Below are 18,428 nucleotides of genomic sequence, written 5' to 3'. Positions count from 1 at the left end.
CATCACGACGATGGCGTCGGGAACGGAACGAGAACGCGGTGAGGTCACCACCACGGTCCTGGCTGTGCCCATTGCCATGTTCTTGATTCTGGTCATCGTTCAGGCTGGGTTGGTCTCTCACGGCCAGGCCGTGGTGGACGCAGCCGCCCAGGACGGTGCGGCTGCCGGTCAGGGTGAGTTCGGCACCGAAGCGGCCGCCCGTTCGGCCGCTCAGGCCATCGTGGGGACCAGTGCCGGAACCCTGTTGTCGGACGTGCAGGTTTACGTGCGATCCCGCCCCGGGCAGCGCTCGGTGACCGTGCAGGCCACGGTGACATCGCTGATTCCGGGGTACACCCCGGCCATTTCCTCCACGGCCACCGGTCCCCGAGAGGTCTTCCGACCATGACGACCACCCAACGGGGCAGCAGCATCGTCGGGCTGGCGGTGATGACCCCGGTCATGGTGTTGCTCCTGCTCCTTGTGGTGGCCGCCGGTCGACTCGGGGTGATCGAGAGCAAACTGACCACCGCGGCCCGCAGCGCCGCCCGGGCCGCCTCCCAGCAGCGATCGGAGGTCGCGGCCCGAACGGCGGCCACCACCACGGCGGAATCCACGCTGCACCGGCTCAGCACCGGGTGTCCGGGTGGACCCGAAGTTCTCGTCCGAGAGATGGACCTGCGACCAGGAGGGCAGGTAGACATCGAAGTTTTGTGCTCCGTGTCCTTGTCCGACCTCGTACCGCTCAATGTTCCCGCCAGCCGAACGGTGTCCGCGGCCGCGTCCGCAGTGGTGGATCGCTATCGAAGCACCCTTCCATGACGACCCCGCCGCGCCTGCTCGCCCCTCAGCGCCGATCGCGCGGAGAAATCACGGTGGTGTTCGTCGTCTTGACCACCGCCCTGGTCCTCCTTGCCGGATTGGCTTACGACGGGGCCTTGCTCCTGAACGCCAGAAGGCAGGCATCCACCCTGGCCCTGGAGGCGGCCCGGGCCGGATCCCAGGCCATCGCCCTGGAAGCCCTGTACAGCGAACCCGGCGAGGTAGCGGTCGATCCGGCGCGGGCTCAGGCCGCCGCCGCCACCCATCTCGGGGATCACAATGACTGGTCGATCACGGTGCAGGGCGACACGGTGGTCACCACCGTGTGGGTGACCCAACCCCTTCACCTCCTCTCCATGCTGGGCATCGACTCCCGCCGGGTTTCGGGCAGCGGAACGGCGCGGGCCGTGCGCGGCGTTCGCACCGGAGACGACGCATGAACCACAACACCACCACGCGTGTCGAACTCCTGCGGGGCCTGGGTTCGGCCGCGCTCCTTGTCGGCCTGCTGTTGGGTATTCCCTTGCTCTTGGTTGTCGGGGTGGGCTGGCCCTTGCCTTCGGGCATCCCCGGGGGATCGGAAGCGTCCACCGCGATGCAAACCGGCACGATCCCCTCGGGCCTGGTGGTGAAGCTGCTCGCCGTTGTGGTGTGGTTCCTGTGGCTGCAACTCGCCGTCGGGACGGGCATCGAGATGTGGGCCCACCTGCGGGGTCGGGTGGCCCCTCAAGTTGCCTTCCTCCCGTCAACCGTCCAACGCATCGCCGCCCGGCTGCTGAGTTCTGCGGTGATGATCGCCTTCACCGTTCACTATCCGGTCGCCGCCATGGCCGAGAACCCGGAGCTGTTGTCCCCGAGAGCCGTCGAGACCGACGGGGAGCAGTGGCAGGCCGTGTCCGCGGAACCGCTGGTTGACACCGGAGAACGCCGGGACCGTTTGCGGACCGTGGCTGAGCGGTACCTGGGCAACCCCGATCGCTGGTCAGAGGTGTACATCCTCAATCAGGAACAGCCCCTGGTGGAGGAGGGATCGTCGACCGCTCCGTCTCGACTCCGTCCCGGATGGGAACTGGTCCTGCCGCTGGACGCTCGCCCCGCTGATTCCCCCGATACCCCTGATTCCCCCGATACCCCGGGATCCCCTGATTCCACCCGATCTCACGTCACCGTCCGGCGGGGAGACACCCTTTCCAGTCTGGCGACCGAACATCTCCAAGACCGGGAGCGATGGGTGGACATCTTCGACGCCAACCAGGACATCATCGACGACCCCGGCCTGATCCTTCCCGGTTGGCAGCTTCGTCTGCCCGATCCGGAGATCGACACCGAGGGGCCGCCGGCCACACCGCCAACGGTCTCCGACCGGACGGAACAACAGGACCGCACCTTGGCCACCCAGGCCTACACCACCGTCACCCCCAGCGTGGTGGCCGACATTCCCCCCACCCCCGACCCGACCCATCGTCCCTTGACCGCTGAACTCACCCCCTTGGTCGGGAGGGGTATGGGCGCCACGCCATCGGTGGCCGAGGTGGCCTCCCGGTCGGCAGAAGCCCCGGCTGCTCCCCAGCGGCAGACCATGTTGGCCGTCGGCGGACTCGGCGTGTTCGCGGGCAGCCTCGGCTGGCTGCTGACCCGGTTGCGCCGAACCCATCTCGGCCGCCTGCCCGAGGACCGCCTGCCCTCTCTCAGCAACCGCGCCATCGAACTGGAACGACAGCTCCAAGGGGCGGCCTCCCCCGAACAAGCCCTCCTCCTGGACGCAGCCCTGCGAGTGATGTCCTCCCGCCTCTCGGGGGAACCACCACCTCAGGTTGTCGGAGCGAGCTTCGGTTCCGGCGGGCTGACCATCCACCTCGGTGCTTCGGCCGAGCCGCCGAACGGGTTCATCGGTGACGAGAACAACGTGACGTGGCAGCTTTCCCCCGACTCGGGGCTCGATCAATTGCTTTCCCAAGCAGACGGACTGGCGGGGCCGCTCCCCACCCTGACCTCAATCGGCCACGTGGGCGGGGATCAGTTCCTGTTGAATCTGGAGCACACGGTTGCTCTCAATGTGGGCGGCGAGCGGGAAGCCGTGGACCGTCTGTGCGCGGCCATGGCCACCCAGTTGGCCTGCAGCCATTTGGCCGATGAACTGCACGTGATGTGTGTCGGCTTCCGCCATGACCTGGGGGTGTTCGACCGGGTGGAACACGTACCGGATGTCGCCACCGCCGTGACCCGGCTGGGGGAACGACAACGGCAGAACCACGCCGTGTTGGGACCGCGTCCTGCTCAACCGGCCTCTCGATTCGGCGATAACGCCGGCCACTGGCCCCCCACGGTGGTGCTGGCACCGAACCTTCTCGGCCAGGACGAAGCGGCGTCGCTGCTGCATTGGTCCGGTCCATCGGTATGCGTCGTGGGCCACGGTCTCACCGGTGCAGCCTGGACCGGTCATTTCGACGACCTCGGCCTGCTGCTCCACCCCGTGGGCCTCCGCCTGGAGCCCCACGGATTGACACCCGGAACCACCGAAGCCGTCGTCGAACTGGTTGCCTCCGCCACCGAGGGAACCGACGCTCGGGAATCGCAACCTCCACCGTGGACCGACACTTCCCCTCCGGCGGCAAAGCCGCAGCCGTTGGTGTCCGCACCGGTGGCCCAAAGTCACCCGTGGACCGACCCACCGGCACCGGTGGCCGACCCACCGCCGTTCGAGGTGGAAGTACGAGTGCTGGGTGCCGTGGACGTACCGGGAGCCGCTCAACCGTTCACCTCCCGCCGAGCACTGGATCTGGTGGCCTATCTGGCGTTGCACCCGCAGGGTGCCGATCGGGACCAGCTCCGGACCCACATCTGGCCTGCGGACAGTCCTCCTCCCGATTCGACGCTGGCCAACACCTTGAGCCGAGCCCGCAAGGCCCTGGGAGTCGACGCCGACGGCCACCCCTTCCTGCCCCGGGTGAGCCCGGAGGGCATCTACCAATTGAGCGAGCGTGTGGGCACCGACCTGGCCCGATTCGAGGCCCTGGTGGCGGCCGCTCGGGAGGACACCGGGGAGCGGGGCCGTCAACGGCTGGAAACGGCAATGGCGTTGGTGCGGGGTGTGCCGTTCACCGGGGTGTCCGGTGAGATGTTCCGCTGGGCGGACTTCGGCCTGCGGACCCGGATCGACTGTCTGGTGGACGACACCGCTCACGACCTGGCCCGGCGGTGCCTGGCGGTCGGGGACGCCGACGGAGCCCGCAAAGCGGTGATGATCAGCCTGAACCTGGTGGGCATCTGCGAGCAGTGCTACCGCTGGCGACTCCTGGCCGCCTCGGAGAATCCGACAGAGCTGCGCCAGATCATGACCGAGCTGGTCAACCGGCTGCGCCAAGAGGGCAACCACCGCAGTGTCGCCAACCTGATCAGCCCCGAACTGCGGGATCTCTACGAACGGCTGCTGGCCCCCCGAACCCGTGATGGGTTCCCCCCGGAGACAAATGGCTGAGTGAAGCGACGGTTGGGATGGAGCCGGCTACCCTCGGGGTATTCGACGCGCCGCCGATGACACCGAACTGGTCGAGAAGGCCCAAAGGGGCGATCAGGGCGCCCTGGATGCCCTGCTGCGAAAGCACTACAACCAGATTCACGCCCTCTGCCGGCGGATGGCGGGCAACGAAGCCGACGCCCTCGACGCCACCCAGGAAGCCCTCATCACCCTAGTGCGGCGCATCGACCGCTTCGACGGCCGCTCGCGCTTCACCACCTGGATGCACCGGGTGGTGGTCAACGCCTGCCTCGACGAGCTGCGACGACGGAACCGTCGACCGGTGCCGGCCGACGTCGAGGAGCAGCCGCTGACCGATCGCGACCGACCGGTGGCCGACTCGGTGGCCGATCGCCTGGACATCGAATCGGCCTTGGCCCTGCTCCCCGAGGTGTTTCGGGTGCCGGTGGTGCTGTGCGACCAGTTGGGCATGAGCTATGAGGAGATCGCCCAGGACTTGGGCATCCCCCCGGGCACCGTTCGATCCCGCATCTCCCGGGGGCGTCGACAGCTCGCCGAGCTGTTGCGCGGGAACCGGGGCGGCCCCGACCAACGTCACACTGGGGAGAGATGATGAGTGACGATCACGGCGAGATGACCCCGGAAGAACGAGACGAACTGGCCTCCGCCCATCTGGACGGGGAGACCACCCCGGCCGAGTCGGCTCGGGTGAGCAGCGATCCCGACCTGCAAGCGGTGGTGGAGGAGTTTCGGTCCATCAAGGATCTGTCCGCCGCGCCGGTCGAGGCTTCCCTCCCCGAGCTACCGGCCGAGGTGCGGGATCAGATGATCACCCGGGCCCTGGATCATCGGGCCCCGGTGGAGTCCCTCGGCCGGGCCCGGCGCAGGCTGCGCTCCGTGCCCACCTCGGCCCGGGTGGTGTTGGCGGCGGCGGCCGCGGTCATCGCCGTCGCCGTCATCGGGGTGACCCTCATCGATCGGTCCGATGACGACACCGGCGACACGTTTGCGTCCAATGACGCGGCGCCGAGTGACACCGCGTCCAGTGACGCGGCCATGCCGGCAAGCGGAGAAAGCGACGACGCCGGCCTACTCCCCCGAGCCGAGAGCGCCGAGCAGACTGGGCCCGCTGAGGAGACAATGTCGGCTGACGAAGCAACAGCCGAGGAGCCGGAGGAGGCCGACGAAGGCTTTGTCCCAATGTACGACGACTCCGACGAGGCGCCTGCGAGCGAGGAAGCTCCGGCTGCCCCCGATGCACCGCTCGAACCGATGGATGAACCCGCGGCACCGGCGCCGGTATCCGGGCCGGATTCCCCCGACGGGGCTCCCCCGTCGGACGCGGACGCCACCGAAGAGGAGCCCCTGGGAGACGCCGCCATGGTGGCCGAAGCGTCTCCGCTGGTGTTCGACAGCGCGGCCGAACTCGTGGATCACCTCAACCAGCGAGCTCAACTCGCCCCCGAGACCTGGCGCGCCGATGGCGTCGAGGCTCCCCTCGCGGTCGACCTCCTGGGCTGCCCGGGGTCACCGACTTCGGACCTGCGACTGGTGGAGCGATTCCCCGTGGTGGTGGAGGGAAGCGATGGTCAGGCCTCGGTGTACGTGGGCGACGGACAACTCCTGGTCACCTACACGACGCCGCCGCCCGACTGCGACCTCCTCCGATCCGTTGATGCGTTGGAGGCGTCCGAGTAGCCCGACTCAACATCTGATTCGGGCCGGCCCGCCGATAGTCTGAGCGGGTATGGCCGACGCCGCCGAACCCCCCCAGGAAGCCAGCACCGCTTCGACGTTGGGCCTGCCCGAGGATTGGCCCGAGCAGGCCACCGACGTGGTGGTCCGCGGGGTGGATCGAGTCCGCCGCGTGACCACCGGCCCGGTGGTCAAACTCTGCCGCCTGCTGGCCTACCTGATCTTCGGGATCTTCCCGGTGATCATCGTGTTGGTGTTGGCTGTCATCGCCGCCGGCCGCGGCCTGGAGGTGGCCACCGGACGAGCGTGGGCCGCCCACGGCATCCTTGGCCTACTGTTTGTCTCCATGGGCATCTACGCCTGGTCGAGGCGACCCTCATGATCGACAGTGACGTCCACAAGGTGATCATCATCGGCTCGGGACCGGCCGGGCTGACCGCGGCCATCTACTCTGCTCGGGCCAACCTCAACCCTTTGGTCATCGAGGGGGAACCCTCGTCCAACAGCGACCAGCCCGGTGGCCAACTCATGCTCACCACCGACGTCGAGAACTACCCCGGCTTCCCCGAGGGGGTGATGGGCCCCGAACTGATGGTCAAGTTCCGGGAGCAGGCCCAGCGGTTCGGCGCCCACATGCTGGGCGGGAAGGTCAGCCGGGTCGACCTCTCCGGGCCACCTCACGGAGTCTGGGTGGGCGACCCCAACACCCCTGAACCGACGTACCGGGCCTGGGCCCTGATCCTGTCCACCGGGGCCCGATCGATCATGCTGGGCCTGCCCGCCGAGGAACGCCTCATTGGCCACGGCCTGTCCACCTGTGCCACCTGCGACGGATTCTTCTTCCGGGATCAGCACATCGCGGTCGTGGGCGGGGGTGACTCCGCCATGGAAGAGGCCAACTTCCTGACACGATTTGCATCAAAAGTGACTGTAATACACCGAAGAGATGAGCTGCGGGCCTCCAAGATCATGCAAGACCGAGCGTTCGCCAACGAACGCATTGAGTTCCTCTGGAACACCGTGGTCACCGACATCCTGGGGGAGGACACCCTCACCGGCGTCAAAGTCCGCAATGTGGTCACCGACGAGGACTCCGTGCTGGACGTGACCGGGTTGTTCATCGCCATCGGCCACCGTCCCAACACCACCCTGTTCGAGGGCCAGCTCACCCTCACCGACACCGGCTACCTGGTCACGCAGCCCGACTCCAGTCGTACCGAGATCGAGGGCGTGTTCGCCAGCGGTGATGTCCAGGACGACGTGTACCGCCAGGCGGTGACCGCCGCCGGGTCGGGGTGCATGGCGGCCATCGACGCCGAGCGCTGGTTGGAGGCGGCCGGACACGGCTGAACCGCCGGGCCGTTGTTGGTGGCGGGTCGCAGAAAAGGCCACGTGGATTGCTAGGCTGACGGCTCGCGGCAACCGAAGGGAAGGCCAAAAATGGCGGAGAGCATAACCACGCTCACCAATGAAACGTTTGATGAGGTGATCGGCAGCGCGGAGTTGCCGGTCGTCGTTGACTTCTGGGCGGAATGGTGCGGACCCTGCAAGATGATCGCCCCCATCCTCGATGAAATCGCCGTGGAGAAGGCCGGTGTGATCAGCGTGGCCAAGCTCAATGTGGATGATGCCCAGGACGTGGCGTTGCGCTACCAGGTGATGAGCATTCCCACCCTGATCGTGTTCAAGGACGGAGAACCGGCCAAGCGCATCGTGGGGGCCAAAGGCAAGCAGCAACTGCTTCAGGAAATCGGTGAGATCGCCTTCTAGTCGAACAGCATCCACCACCCCGGGAGGTGGCCTGACGCCGGCAAGGCGTGCCTGAGGTGGCCGAACACCCCTTGCCCACCCTGAAGCGGGGAGACGAGAACGAAAGCGTCGTGCGCCTGCAACAACAGCTCGCCGCCGCCGGATTTGCTCTGGCCCTGGCGGCCAACGGGGACTTCGACGCCGCCACCGCCACGGCGGTGGCTGATTTCCAGGCCAGTCGGGGCCTGACCGTCGACGGCATTTGCGGACCCCACACCTGGGCTGCCCTGGAGGAGGCCAACTGGTCGCTGGGTGACCGGAACCTCTATCTGAGCCAACCCATGCTGCGGGGCGATGACGTGGCCGAGTTGCAGTTGCGATTGGGTTCCATGGGATTCGACGCCGGTCGGGTGGACGGCATCTTCGGCCCCAACACCGCGGGCGCAGTACGGGAGTTCCAGCTCAACAGCGGGCTCGAGGCCGACGCGGTGTCCGGAGCAGCTACCACCAATGCCCTCATCCGCATGTCGGCCCGGGTCACTCCGGCCACCGTGGCCGCCGTCCGTGAGCGGGCCAAGCTCCAACGGGCCCCCCGGCGGTTGACCGAGCAGCACATCATGATTGCCACCCAGGGCAGCATGGCTGCCCTGGCCGGAGAGTTGGCCAGGGGATTGCGACGCTCCGGTGCCACCGTGAGCGAGAGCGGTGACTGGTCAGAGACCGAACGGGCCGACGAGGCCAACCGTCTGTCGGTGGATGTCTACATGGAATTGCTCCCCTCGCCGGTGGACGAGTGTCGAGTGGCGTACTTTGCCGTGGAAGGTTTCGTGTCCCCGGGTGGGCAACGCTTGGCTGCCATCCTGGGGCAGCGACTACCGGCGGCGTTGGGAGTCGAACACGCCGACGTCAAGGGGATGCGTCTGCCCATCCTGCGGCACACCCGAATGACCGCAGTGCAGTGTCTGCTGGGAGCGCCGGGATTGGTGCAGGCCCGGCTGTCGCCGTTGGCTCGTGCCATTGAGGGTGGTTTGGCCCGTTGGGCCACCCAGCCGGCCTGATCCCCCGCCGGCCCCTGCGTGGGCGCTACGAGTCCAGCATGACCCGGTAGATCCGCTCCAGATCATCCAGATCGGCGAACTGAATCACCAGCTTCCCCTGGCCCTTGCCCAAGGTCACGTCCACTTTGGTGTCCAGGTGGTCGCTGAGCAGGCTCTCCAGTTCGAGCACCGCGGCTCCCCGATTGGCATTGGCCGGCGATGGCGGTCCCCGTCGGGCATTCTTGGCTGTTTCCGGCCCGCGAGCTGCCGTCTCCACCATGCGCACGGTCAGACCGTCTCTGACCGCCTTCTTGGCCAAGGTGATCAATCGCTTCCGGTTGTCGACCCCGAGCAGGGCGCGAGCATGACCAGCCGACAGTGAACCATCCACCACCATGGCCTTCACCTCATCGGGAAGCTGCAAGAGCCGAAGGGTATTGGCCACCGCCGATCGGCTTCGTCCCAACCGTCGGGCCACCGCTTCCTGCGTGAAGCCGAACTCGTCGATCAACTGCTGACAAGCCGATGCTTCCTCGATGGCGTTCAGATCTTCCCGATGCAGGTTTTCCAACAGGGCCTGTTCCAGGGCGTCGGCGTCCGCCGCGGTTCGAACAATGGCCGGGATTCGGTCGAGGCCGGCCTGCTTGGCCGCCCGGCACCGACGTTCCCCGGCAATCAGCTCGTAGGTGCCCTCGGTACCGGGACGTACCAGCACCGGCTGCAACACGCCGACTTCGCGAATCGACTCGGTGAGCACGTTCAGCGCCGTCTGATCGAAGGTGTCCCGAGGCTGATACCGATTGACCGCAATGGCATCCAGCGGCAACTCCACATACGACGACGCATGGACCCCTTCACCAGGCGACGAAGAGTCCGTGATGAGGGCGCTGAGTCCCCTACCCAGCCCGGGCGAGCGCGCCATCGGCCACCTCCTTGGCGAGTTCTCGATACGCCAGCGCCCCTCGCGACTCCGGATGGGTGATGGTGATGGGCGCGCCGAAGGAAGGCGCCTCGGCCAGGCGGATGTTCCGGGGGATCATTTGTCGGCACACTTTGTCACCGAAGTACTTGCGGATCTCCGAAGCCACCTGCGAAGACAGCTTGGTGCGGCCGTCGTACATGACGAGAACGATGAGCGAGATCTCCAGATCGGGATTGAGGCTGTTACGAACCAGGTCGATGTTTCGCATGAGCTGCCCCAGACCCTCCAGCGCGTAGTACTCACACTGAATGGGGACCAGCACTTCTCGAGCGGCCGCCAACGCGTTCACGGTGAGCAGTCCCAGTGACGGGGGGCAGTCCATGAAGACGAAATCAAACTCGCCCTCCACGGTGGCCAAGGCGTCGCCGAGGCGCTTCTCCCGGCTGAATGCCGGTACCAGCTCGATCTCCGCGCCGGCCAGGTCCAGGGTGGACGGTGAGACCCACAGATTCTCGACCTGGGTGGCCAGGATGCTGTCCTTCATGCTCCCGTTCTGCAATAGCACGTCGTAAGTGGACACGCCGCCGGCGTACGGGTCTATGCCCAGCCCGGTCGTGGCGTTGGCCTGAGGATCCAGATCCACCACCAGCACACGGTGCCCGATCTCCGCCAGACATGCCGACAAGTTGACGGTGGTCGTCGTCTTGCCCACGCCACCCTTCTGATTGGCCACCGCCAGCACACGACACGGCGCTGACCGGTTCCTGTTGAGATCCGACACCGACACCTCCGACAACACCACCTTTCTCCCTGAGCCTCAACCTGGGATGTAGGTTACCCGCTCGGGACTCCCGAATGGTGTTTCACGTGAAACACCGTCCGTCCACCCGGAGCCCACCCGAGGACCGGGTCGGGTGTTTCACGTGAAACACAATCGGGTGGAGCGATGGAATCGAGGGCTGGACGGAGTGAGGCGATCGGCGGTCATCGAATGGGTGCGCAGTTGGTCCGGGGGCCACGGAACCGCGTTCGGTGCTGCACTGACCACCAACTCCCCGCCCACCCGAAGGAGCTGCGACGCCAGCTCGACAATCACCTCCGGTGACCCAAATCCGCGAGCGGTCACCAGGTCGACTCGGGCTCGGAACTGCGCTTGGCCACCGAGCGATTGGGCCGGCCCGTGGTGGACACGCACCCGCTCGGACCAGCCCAGACGAGCGCACTGCAATTCGAGAAACGCCGCCCGGGGGAGCGAAGACTCCGTCAACACCCATTCGGACTGCGGCCACACGGCGGCCAGAACGAGGGCGGGCAGACCGCCGCCGCTGCCCACATCCACGGCCAAGCCTGGGGGCCCGGCCGCCACGGCGGCAAACCCCAGGGCATGGTGAATGTGCTGGTCAACGGCTTGCCTGCCGATCCAGCCCCGCTCTTGCGCCTGCCGAAACACCTCGGAAAGCCTCGAACGTTCGGCCTCGGGCAGGTCCACGGCTCAATCCGGAATAATGACGGACACCGACGCGTTGAAATCGCCCCGCGCCGCCTGGGACAACGCCCTGGCTCAATCCGGAATGATGACGACCCATCGACGAGGTTCTTGGCCCTCCGATACCGTGGAGACACCGTCCATGTCGGAAACGACATCGTGGACCACCTTGCGGTCGGCGGCGTTCATGGGTTCCAGAGGACGCTCCTCGCCGGTGTCCAGGACTTCCCCGGCGATCTTCTCGCAAAAGGCCTCCAAGGCGGCTCGCCGGCGCTCGCGATACCCTCCGATGTCAACTCGGATGCGGCCTTCGCAGTTCCCGTCGGCTTTGCGCTGCACCAGCATCCGGGACAAGTCCTCCACCGCACGCAGGGTGTTGCCCTTGGGCCCGATGAGCAAGCCCACCCCCTCGGTGTTGCCCACCCGCATTTCCATGGTGGTGTCATCCACCCGCTCGGTCTCCACATCGGCATCCAATCCGAAGGCGTCCAGGAGGCCGTCCAGAAAGTCGGTGACCAGGTCGCTCTGCTCGTCAAGACTCATCGCTTCTTCCATGGGTTTGCTCTCCCTTGTTCGTTCCCCCTTGGGGGTGTTGGTCGGACGTTTGGTACCGGCGTCGCCTTTGGTACCGGTTGTTTGGCGATCCCTCTGCTCGTTCTGCGGCTTGCCCCGTGGCCGTCGATCTCCCTTGGACGCCTCCGGGCGTTGGTCGCGGCCTTCGGCCTGTCGGTCCGGTTTGCGCCCGTCCTGGGCCTGATTGTCCCCGTTCCGGCGACCCTGTTTGCGACCGTCCTGGCTCTGCCGATTCTGGCTCTGCCGATTCTGATCGGATTGACCGCCTCGGCGTCCGTCCTGCCTCCCGTCACCCCGACCCCCTTCACGGCCGCGCTGGCGATTTCGGCCGCGCGGCGTCCGTCGATTCTGCTTCTGGCGCTCACGGGGAGGAGCGGGTCGAACCCGGGCTCTGATCCGAGCGTCGGTCTTCCGCAATCCCAAGAGCTGGGACTTCGGTTCATCCATCACCGAGAACTCGGCCTCGCTTCGGTCCACCCCCAGCCGATCGAGGGCTACTTCCTCGGCCTGGGCGATGGTCTTTCCGGTGACTTCCAGCCACTCCATGGCTACCTTCTCCTCTTCTTCCGGCGGCGTCGCTGGGCCGTCGGATGCGACTGATGACCCTTCTGGGTGGTTCGGGCGGTCGCCCGACTGGCCGGCGCTGCTTGTCCCTTTTCTTGCCCCTTGTCCGTCTTGGCCTGGGCCGTCCGGCCATTCTTCTCGCGGGCGCTCTTCGGTTCGGTCTCCTTGGCCGCTCGGGATGGCGGTCGTGACTCCGCCGGTTTGGTGGTCGTGCGACGGCTGTCGGTGCGTCGTTGGGGCGGGGTCCTCGACGTCGGGCGGCGGCGGCCGTGGTCCGGGCCCGACGCCCGAGACCGAGGCGACGGACGAGGGCTCGGTTCCACCGGCGGTAGTTCTTCCTCGTCATCCTCCGTGCCCTTGAGCAAAGCCTGGCGTTCCTGGTGAGGCCGGTAGATCCGGCGGGTGATCACCGCCTGCTGCCCCACCCGCACGATGTTGGAGCTCACGAAGTACAAGTTCAGGCCCGCCGGGAAGCCGATGGAGATAATGGGCAGGAACCAGGGCATGAGCTTCATGATCATCTGCTGCTGCGGGTTCACCGGGGTGTCCGGATCGCGTCGCCCGGCGATCTGACGCTGCTGGACGTAACTGGTCACCCCGATGAGGATGATCAGCAGGAGAAACGGCAGTGACGTGGAGAAGGAATCCCGAAAGGCATCGGTGAGGCTGGACGACAGATCCATGCCCAGAAAGTTCATCTCCGTGTCGTTCTCCAGGGCCACCCGCATGTCGGAATCGGCCGCCAGGTACTCGGGGTTGAAGGTCCGCTCCGGAAAGTCCGGGGTGGGGACCGCGTTCTCGCCGAACGGCAGTCGCCATCCCGCGTAGGTGCCCAAATCACTCACCCGGCGAGTGAGACCGCGAATGAGTCGAAAGAGCACGAAAAACACCGGGAGCTGGGCGATGATGGGCAGGCAACTCCCCAGGGGGTTGACGCTGTTGGCCTGATAGAGCCGCATCGTCTCTTCGTTCATCCGCTGGCGGTCGCCCTGAAATTGAGCTTGGATCTTCTTCACCTGGGGCTGCAGGGCCTGCATTCGCAGCATGGATCGGGTGGTGTAGAAGGTGAGAGGCGTCAGCAGCAGCATCACCGTCAGGGTGAACAGCATGATGGCGATGCCGTAGCTCTCGCCCAAGGAGTAGTAGATGGCCAACAGCCAGGCCAGGCCGTCGAACAGAGCATCAAACACCGGTTGGCACCTCCTCGGCGGTCGGGTCGGGGGCCCGGCGGCCGTGCTCGTCGGGTACCGGATCCCAACCCGACGGTCCCCCTGGTCGACACCGCAACAGTCGGGTCAACCCCAGCCAGGTACCCTTGAGGGCCCCGTGGACTTCCACGGCCTCCACCGCATAGTAGGAACAACTGGGCACGTAACGGCAAGGGCTGGGCCGATGGTCGGTGGCCCGTTGGTACCCCACGATCAAACCCCGCACCAGCCGGGCCGCCGGCGTCAACGGAGGATCGCCACGGAGGTGGTGCCGGGTGGTCACGATGCCGTGGCGCCCAGCCGAGACCAGCAGGCCGCCAGGGAAACCCGCAGGTCAGCGTAGGAACACCGCCCGTCGGAGCGATGAACTCCGATCAGATACAGGCCCGGAGCCAGGCCCGTCGGACAATCCCGGTCCCGGTCCCGCACCAGGGCGCGCAAACGACGGCGGATGGTGTTCCGCTTCACCGCTGTTCCCACTCGACGGGGTATGGCGTAGGCCACGTGGGCTGCAGCCAACGACGGATCCGGCACATGGCGCACCCACAACCGGTCATGGTCGGTGCGGATCCCCTCGGTGGTCAGGCGACTGAACGCCGAACGTTCCCGAATCGGTTCGATCAGGCCGACAACCTTTGACGACCACGGCGCCGGCGGGCGTTGACAATCGCTCGCCCGCTCCTCGTCTTCATTCGGTGCCGAAATCCGTGCCGCCGAGCTCGTCGCTGCACATTCGGCTGATATGTACGCTTCACAGGTACCTCCAGGTGCGACCCGACCCCTGGCCAGGAGCCGCTGGATCGACGGCAATCCGGCGCCGATCCACCTCTACGCTACGGCCTCCCGCCAGATCGCGACAACCAATGGACCAGCCCGTCCTGATTCCCACCCTCAACGACAATGGCAACTTTGTCCACACAGGCCTCTGACCTGCGACTATTCGCCAACCAGCCCGTGCAGGACCGCCGGCGAGGTGCTACAGTGCGGCCCTCCAGTCGAGGTGGTGCCAGCTTGAGTGGGCGCAATAGAACGCTGCCAGTTATCCACAATTTATGCACATATGTGGATGACGCTGATCGAAAGTGATGGGGTTTCCGATAGCATGGTGTCAGCCACACTCCTCTGGTCCTCCTGTGCCAACAACATTCGAGCCCAAGTGCCGGATGCGGTTTGGCAGTCCACCTTCAACCCCGCAAGACCCACATCATTCGAGGAAGATGTCCTGGAACTCACGGTTCCCAATGCCATTATCAAGGACCGTCTCGAGGGGGAGTACTTTGAGGTTCTGCGGAACGCGTTGGCCAGTTCCAATGCGACCCACATCACCCTGAAGATCAGCGCAGAGACCAACACCAACGGAGACGAACCCCATACGGTGGAGCCTGCGCCACCTGTCGTTCTTCCCGAAGTCGAGAGTTCTCCGCCCACCCGCAAAGCCACTACGGCGCTTCACCCGAACTACACCTTTGACAAGTTCGTCACCGGGCCATCCAACCGCTTTGCCCTCGCGGCGGCCTTGTCCGTGGCGGAAACCCCTGGCAAGTCCTACAATCCCCTCTTTGTCCACGGACATGCCGGCTTGGGCAAGACGCACCTTCTCCAGGCCATTGGCCACTATGTCAAGAGCCATTATGTCGACGATCACCGACACCCTATCAGCCGTGTTGTGTATGTTTCCACTGAGACCTTTCTCAACCAATTTGTGGACGCCATCCGCACCAACAAGCGGAGTGAATTCAAGCGAGCCTACCGTGAAGTTGACGTCCTGCTCATGGATGATGTGCAGTTCCTGGAAGGCAAGGAAGGTCTCCAGGAGGAGTTCTTTCACACGTTCAATTCCCTGCACGAGGTCAACAAGCAAATTGTCCTGACCAGCGATCGCCCCCCCGACGCCATCCCTACTCTGGAAGATCGGATGACCAGCCGCTTCAAGATGGGATTGCTCACCGATATACAAGCCCCAGATCTGGAAACCAGACTTGCCATTCTCCGAAAGAAGGCTGAGCAATCCAATTTCTTCATAGACGACGAAGTGTTGACATTCATTGCCAGCAACGTCAAGGACAATATCCGCGAGCTGGAGGGAGCCCTAACTCGGATTACGGCCTACGCCAGTTTCAACAAAATGCAGCTTGATCTTGAACTGGCTCAGTTCGTCCTTCGGGACATTACCGCCCGCCGGGAACCCCAACTGATCACGGCCGACGTGATTCTTGCCGCAACGTCGGAACTCTTTGGCTTTGCCGTCGCGGACATCGTGGGACCGCGACGGCAACGTCCCTTGGTAAAGGCTCGCCAGGTGTCCATGTATGTGTTTCGGGAATTGACCGACTTGAGTTATCCCGATATTGCTCGGGTCTTCGGGGGCCGTGACCATACAACAGCAATCCACGCCGTGCAGAAGATCACCCGCCAGATGGGGGAGCAACCGGAGACCTTCAATCAAATCACCCAACTCATTCAACGGATCAAGAATGCATAGCCCGACGAGCTGGGGACAAAGTGGCGGAGGAATTCGGGAAAACGTCGCTAATCCTGTGGATGGTGCCGCCCTGGTACACAGGCTCAGGCATTCGCCAGGCTTGCGTCCCCACTCTTGGGGAAATTCCACCGAGAAGAAAACCGCATGTGACCAGGAGAGATGCGGGTTCTCCACATATCCACACACCTACTGCTGACAGCAGTAAAATATATAGCTATCAGAGAGGAAAGAGAGTCCACCTGTGAAATTCCGATGTGAACGAGATGCCCTGCTGGATGCCCTGGCTGTGGTGGGACGAGCAGCCGGTACCCGCGGGGGGTACCAATTGGTCTTGTCCGGGGTCCATCTGTCACTCGATGGCGACGACTTGGCATTGACCGCTACCGATCGTGAGCTGACCATCCGGAAGCACCTCACCGTGGCCGGTGGAGAGAACGGGGAGGCAGTGGTGACGGCCCGGTTGGCCGGTGATGTGGTTCGCTCCCTGGAAGCAGGTTCGGTCAACGTCGCGGTGAACGAGGAGGGGATCCACATCGAGTCGGCCCGATCGGAGTTTTCCCTCCAGACGATGGGGGCCGAGGACTTCCCGCAGATCTCCGACGTGGAGGGAGACTCGGTGGTCATCGGGGCGGAGGGGCTGTTGACGGCCTTGCGACAAGTGGTGAGGGCGGCTTCGGCTGACGAGTCACGGCCCGTGCTGACCGGCGTTCTCTTGGCCGCCGAGGAGGCCGGCCTCCGGCTGGTGACCACGGACTCCTACCGTCTGGCCTTGTGTGATCTGCCCGGCCTAGAGGTGTTGGGCTCGGAGCAGAGCGTGCTCGTCCCATCACGGGCTTTGCAGGAGGTCATTCGTCTCCTGGGCGATGTCGAGCAGGTGAGCGTGCGGTTCAGCGAGCGCGAGGCGTCATTCTCGTTGAACTCCGTGACCATCATGACCCGGTTGATCGAGGGGGATTTCCCCAGCTATCAGGGACTGATCCCGTCACACCAACCGAACCGGTTGACGGTGAACCGGGAGGAGTTCATCAATGCGGTGAAGCGGGTACGGTTGATGGCCCAGGATTCGACGCCAATCCGACTGGACATGTCCGCGACCGGCTTGGATTTGTCGGCAACGACGCAAGATGTCGGCCGGGCCAACGAAACCGTTGACGCCAGCTTTGAGGGTGAGGATCTGGTGGTTGCCTTCAACCCCGAGTATCTGTTGGACGGTGCTGAGGCGGCACCAGGTCAGGAGATCGTCCTGCACACCGTGGATGCTCTCAAGCCCGCAGTCATTCGAGCACCGGAGTACGAGGAGTTCCTCTATCTTCTGATGCCGGTACGGATCAATTGACGGAGGGGTGCAACTCCAACACCTTTGGTTGACCGACTTTCGCAACTACGCGGGCCTGGACCTGGAATTGCCCGCAGGGACCAGCGTCTTTGTGGGGCGCAACGGACAGGGAAAGAGCAACCTGCTGGAGGCGGTGTACTTTCTGGCCACGATGGCGTCGTTCCGGGTCCGTTCCACCGACGCCCTGATCGGTCACCGCCAGGACGAGTCTCCGGCGGTGGCACGAGGCGAGTTCGTGGGCCAGGGCAGGGAGATCCTGGTGGAAGCCGCTCTGCGGGCGGGCGGTCGACCGCAGATGCAGGTCAACCGGCAACGAGTGCGTCGCCGGGAACTATTGGGCCTGTTGCCGGTGTCGATCTTCATGCCGGAGGACTTGGAGTTGATCAAGGGAGGACCGGCGGCCCGCCGCCAGTTTCTGGACGAAGCCTTGGCCCAGATGGATCCTCGCCTGGACGGGGTGAGGAGCGAGACCGAGGGTGTGCTCCGCCAGCGGAACGCGCTGCTCCGACAAGTCAGGGGTCGCTTGGATGCGGACGCGGCGGTGACGTTGGACGTGTGGGACGAGAAGCTCGCTCACGCCGGGGAACAACTGCGCCGGGCCCGGGAGGATGTGGTGGCCCGACTGGCGGCGCGGGTCCCCAATGTATGCGCCGGGATTGCCGGGAGCACCGGCCAGGTCGAGCTGGCCTATTCGTCGGCGTGGGTTTCCGGGGAACTGCGGAACACCCTCTGCGAGGTTCGCCAGGAAGATCTGCGTCGGGGGGCAACCTCGGTGGGGCCTCACCGGGATGATCTTGTGGTGTCCCTGCACGGTCAGCCGGCCCGCACCCACGCTTCACAAGGGGAGCAACGCACCTTGGCCCTGGCGTTGCGGTTGGCCGTCCATGAGGAGTTGGCCACCGCCACCGGCCAATGGCCGCTGCTGCTGCTCGATGACGTGTTCTCGGAACTGGACGAGGAACGGGCCCGGGGGGTGCTGGGCGCCCTCGAGTCGGAGCAGACGCTGCTGACCACCGCGGGCTCGCTTCCTCCCGGCATTGCCCACAGTGCCCTCTTCCGAGTGGCTGACGGCCGCGTGGTACGGGAGGCCTGAGGGG

The 18,428-nt window shown here is 65.3% G+C and carries 21 protein-coding genes and 1 pseudogene; 13 read left to right on the top strand and 9 right to left on the bottom strand.

Features of this window, described 5'->3' with window-relative positions:
- Positions 1-10: 10 nt before the first annotated feature.
- The 10 genes from ACOQPQ_RS10855 (at position 11) to ACOQPQ_RS10810 (ending at position 8,781) form a co-directional block, all read left to right on the top strand.
- On the top strand, positions 11-388 hold the full coding sequence (locus ACOQPQ_RS10855) for a TadE/TadG family type IV pilus assembly protein (protein ID WP_420639446.1): 378 nt from the start codon (positions 11-13) through the stop codon (positions 386-388).
- Positions 385-801, top strand: a complete 417-nt coding sequence (locus tag ACOQPQ_RS10850; protein WP_420639445.1) for a TadE/TadG family type IV pilus assembly protein — start codon at positions 385-387, stop codon at positions 799-801. Before ACOQPQ_RS10855 ends, ACOQPQ_RS10850 begins: the two co-directional genes overlap by 4 nt.
- Positions 798-1,241, top strand: coding sequence for a TadE/TadG family type IV pilus assembly protein (locus tag ACOQPQ_RS10845; RefSeq protein WP_420639444.1), 444 nt, complete (start codon positions 798-800; stop codon positions 1,239-1,241). Before ACOQPQ_RS10850 ends, ACOQPQ_RS10845 begins: the two co-directional genes overlap by 4 nt.
- Positions 1,238-4,279 carry a LysM peptidoglycan-binding domain-containing protein gene (locus ACOQPQ_RS10840; RefSeq protein WP_420639443.1) on the top strand — a complete coding sequence of 1,014 codons (3,042 nt, stop codon included), beginning with the start codon at positions 1,238-1,240 and terminating at the stop codon, positions 4,277-4,279. Before ACOQPQ_RS10845 ends, ACOQPQ_RS10840 begins: the two co-directional genes overlap by 4 nt.
- Positions 4,280-4,319: 40 nt before the next feature.
- Positions 4,320-4,892: an RNA polymerase sigma factor gene (locus ACOQPQ_RS10835; protein WP_420640398.1), complete on the top strand. Its 573-nt coding sequence runs from the start codon at positions 4,320-4,322 to the stop codon at positions 4,890-4,892.
- The gene (locus tag ACOQPQ_RS10830; protein ID WP_420639442.1) at positions 4,892-5,977 is read left to right on the top strand and encodes an anti-sigma factor family protein; all 1,086 of its coding nucleotides are present in this window, start codon (positions 4,892-4,894) and stop codon (positions 5,975-5,977) included. Before ACOQPQ_RS10835 ends, ACOQPQ_RS10830 begins: the two co-directional genes overlap by 1 nt.
- Positions 5,978-6,026: 49 nt before the next feature.
- Entirely contained in the window at positions 6,027-6,356 is a 330-nt protein-coding gene (locus ACOQPQ_RS10825; protein ID WP_420639441.1) for a hypothetical protein, read from the top strand.
- Positions 6,353-7,324, top strand: coding sequence for a thioredoxin-disulfide reductase (gene trxB, locus ACOQPQ_RS10820; protein ID WP_420639440.1), 972 nt, complete (start codon positions 6,353-6,355; stop codon positions 7,322-7,324). Before ACOQPQ_RS10825 ends, trxB begins: the two co-directional genes overlap by 4 nt.
- A 90-nt stretch (positions 7,325-7,414) precedes the next feature.
- The gene (gene trxA / locus ACOQPQ_RS10815; protein ID WP_420639439.1) at positions 7,415-7,744 is read left to right on the top strand and encodes a thioredoxin; all 330 of its coding nucleotides are present in this window, start codon (positions 7,415-7,417) and stop codon (positions 7,742-7,744) included.
- A gap of 56 nt (positions 7,745-7,800) precedes the next feature.
- Positions 7,801-8,781, top strand: coding sequence for a peptidoglycan-binding protein (locus ACOQPQ_RS10810; protein ID WP_420639438.1), 981 nt, complete (start codon positions 7,801-7,803; stop codon positions 8,779-8,781).
- A 25-nt stretch (positions 8,782-8,806) separates the two neighbouring features.
- On the opposite strand, the gene ACOQPQ_RS10805 is transcribed toward ACOQPQ_RS10810, so the two are convergent.
- The 9 genes and pseudogenes from ACOQPQ_RS10805 to rpmH form a co-directional block, all read right to left on the bottom strand.
- Positions 8,807-9,682, bottom strand: coding sequence for a ParB/RepB/Spo0J family partition protein (locus ACOQPQ_RS10805; RefSeq protein WP_420639437.1), 876 nt, complete (start codon positions 9,680-9,682; stop codon positions 8,807-8,809).
- The gene (locus tag ACOQPQ_RS10800) at positions 9,657-10,415 is read right to left on the bottom strand and encodes a ParA family protein (protein WP_420639436.1); all 759 of its coding nucleotides are present in this window, start codon (positions 10,413-10,415) and stop codon (positions 9,657-9,659) included. The genes ACOQPQ_RS10805 and ACOQPQ_RS10800 overlap by 26 nt, the downstream gene beginning before the upstream one ends.
- A 186-nt stretch (positions 10,416-10,601) precedes the next feature.
- Positions 10,602-11,171, bottom strand: coding sequence for a 16S rRNA (guanine(527)-N(7))-methyltransferase RsmG (locus ACOQPQ_RS10795; protein WP_420639435.1), 570 nt, complete (start codon positions 11,169-11,171; stop codon positions 10,602-10,604).
- A 72-nt stretch (positions 11,172-11,243) separates the two neighbouring features.
- Entirely contained in the window at positions 11,244-11,711 is a 468-nt protein-coding gene (locus tag ACOQPQ_RS10790; RefSeq protein WP_420640397.1) for a protein jag, read from the bottom strand.
- Positions 11,712-12,182: 471 nt separating this feature from the next.
- A pseudogene (locus ACOQPQ_RS10785) lies at positions 12,183-12,287 on the bottom strand (protein jag); the annotation flags it as partial.
- A 2-nt stretch (positions 12,288-12,289) separates the two neighbouring features.
- Positions 12,290-13,495, bottom strand: a complete 1,206-nt coding sequence (locus ACOQPQ_RS10780) for a YidC/Oxa1 family membrane protein insertase (RefSeq protein WP_420639434.1) — start codon at positions 13,493-13,495, stop codon at positions 12,290-12,292.
- The gene (yidD, locus tag ACOQPQ_RS10775; RefSeq protein WP_420639433.1) at positions 13,488-13,760 is read right to left on the bottom strand and encodes a membrane protein insertion efficiency factor YidD; all 273 of its coding nucleotides are present in this window, start codon (positions 13,758-13,760) and stop codon (positions 13,488-13,490) included. Before yidD ends, ACOQPQ_RS10780 begins: the two co-directional genes overlap by 8 nt.
- Before the next feature lie 32 nt (positions 13,761-13,792).
- Positions 13,793-14,125, bottom strand: a complete 333-nt coding sequence (gene rnpA, locus ACOQPQ_RS10770; protein WP_420640396.1) for a ribonuclease P protein component — start codon at positions 14,123-14,125, stop codon at positions 13,793-13,795.
- Positions 14,126-14,133: 8 nt separating this feature from the next.
- Positions 14,134-14,268: a 50S ribosomal protein L34 gene (rpmH, locus tag ACOQPQ_RS10765; RefSeq protein ID WP_420640395.1), complete on the bottom strand. Its 135-nt coding sequence runs from the start codon at positions 14,266-14,268 to the stop codon at positions 14,134-14,136.
- A gap of 311 nt (positions 14,269-14,579) precedes the next feature.
- Here rpmH and dnaA point away from each other — a divergent pair, with 311 nt between their 5' ends.
- The 3 genes from dnaA to recF all read left to right on the top strand — a co-directional run bounded on the left by dnaA (position 14,580) and on the right by recF (position 18,424).
- The gene (gene dnaA, locus ACOQPQ_RS10760; protein WP_420639432.1) at positions 14,580-15,995 is read left to right on the top strand and encodes a chromosomal replication initiator protein DnaA; all 1,416 of its coding nucleotides are present in this window, start codon (positions 14,580-14,582) and stop codon (positions 15,993-15,995) included.
- 241 nt (positions 15,996-16,236) lie between these two features.
- Positions 16,237-17,331: a DNA polymerase III subunit beta gene (gene dnaN, locus ACOQPQ_RS10755; RefSeq protein ID WP_420639431.1), complete on the top strand. Its 1,095-nt coding sequence runs from the start codon at positions 16,237-16,239 to the stop codon at positions 17,329-17,331.
- Between the two features lie 7 nt (positions 17,332-17,338).
- Entirely contained in the window at positions 17,339-18,424 is a 1,086-nt protein-coding gene (gene recF, locus ACOQPQ_RS10750; RefSeq protein WP_420639430.1) for a DNA replication/repair protein RecF, read from the top strand.
- Positions 18,425-18,428 lie beyond the last annotated feature (4 nt).

It is taken from the genome of Candidatus Poriferisocius sp. (assembly GCF_965219775.1).
Classification (GTDB): Bacteria; Actinomycetota; Acidimicrobiia; order Acidimicrobiales; family Bin134; genus Poriferisocius.
This window is presented reverse-complemented; position numbering and strand designations above follow the sequence as displayed.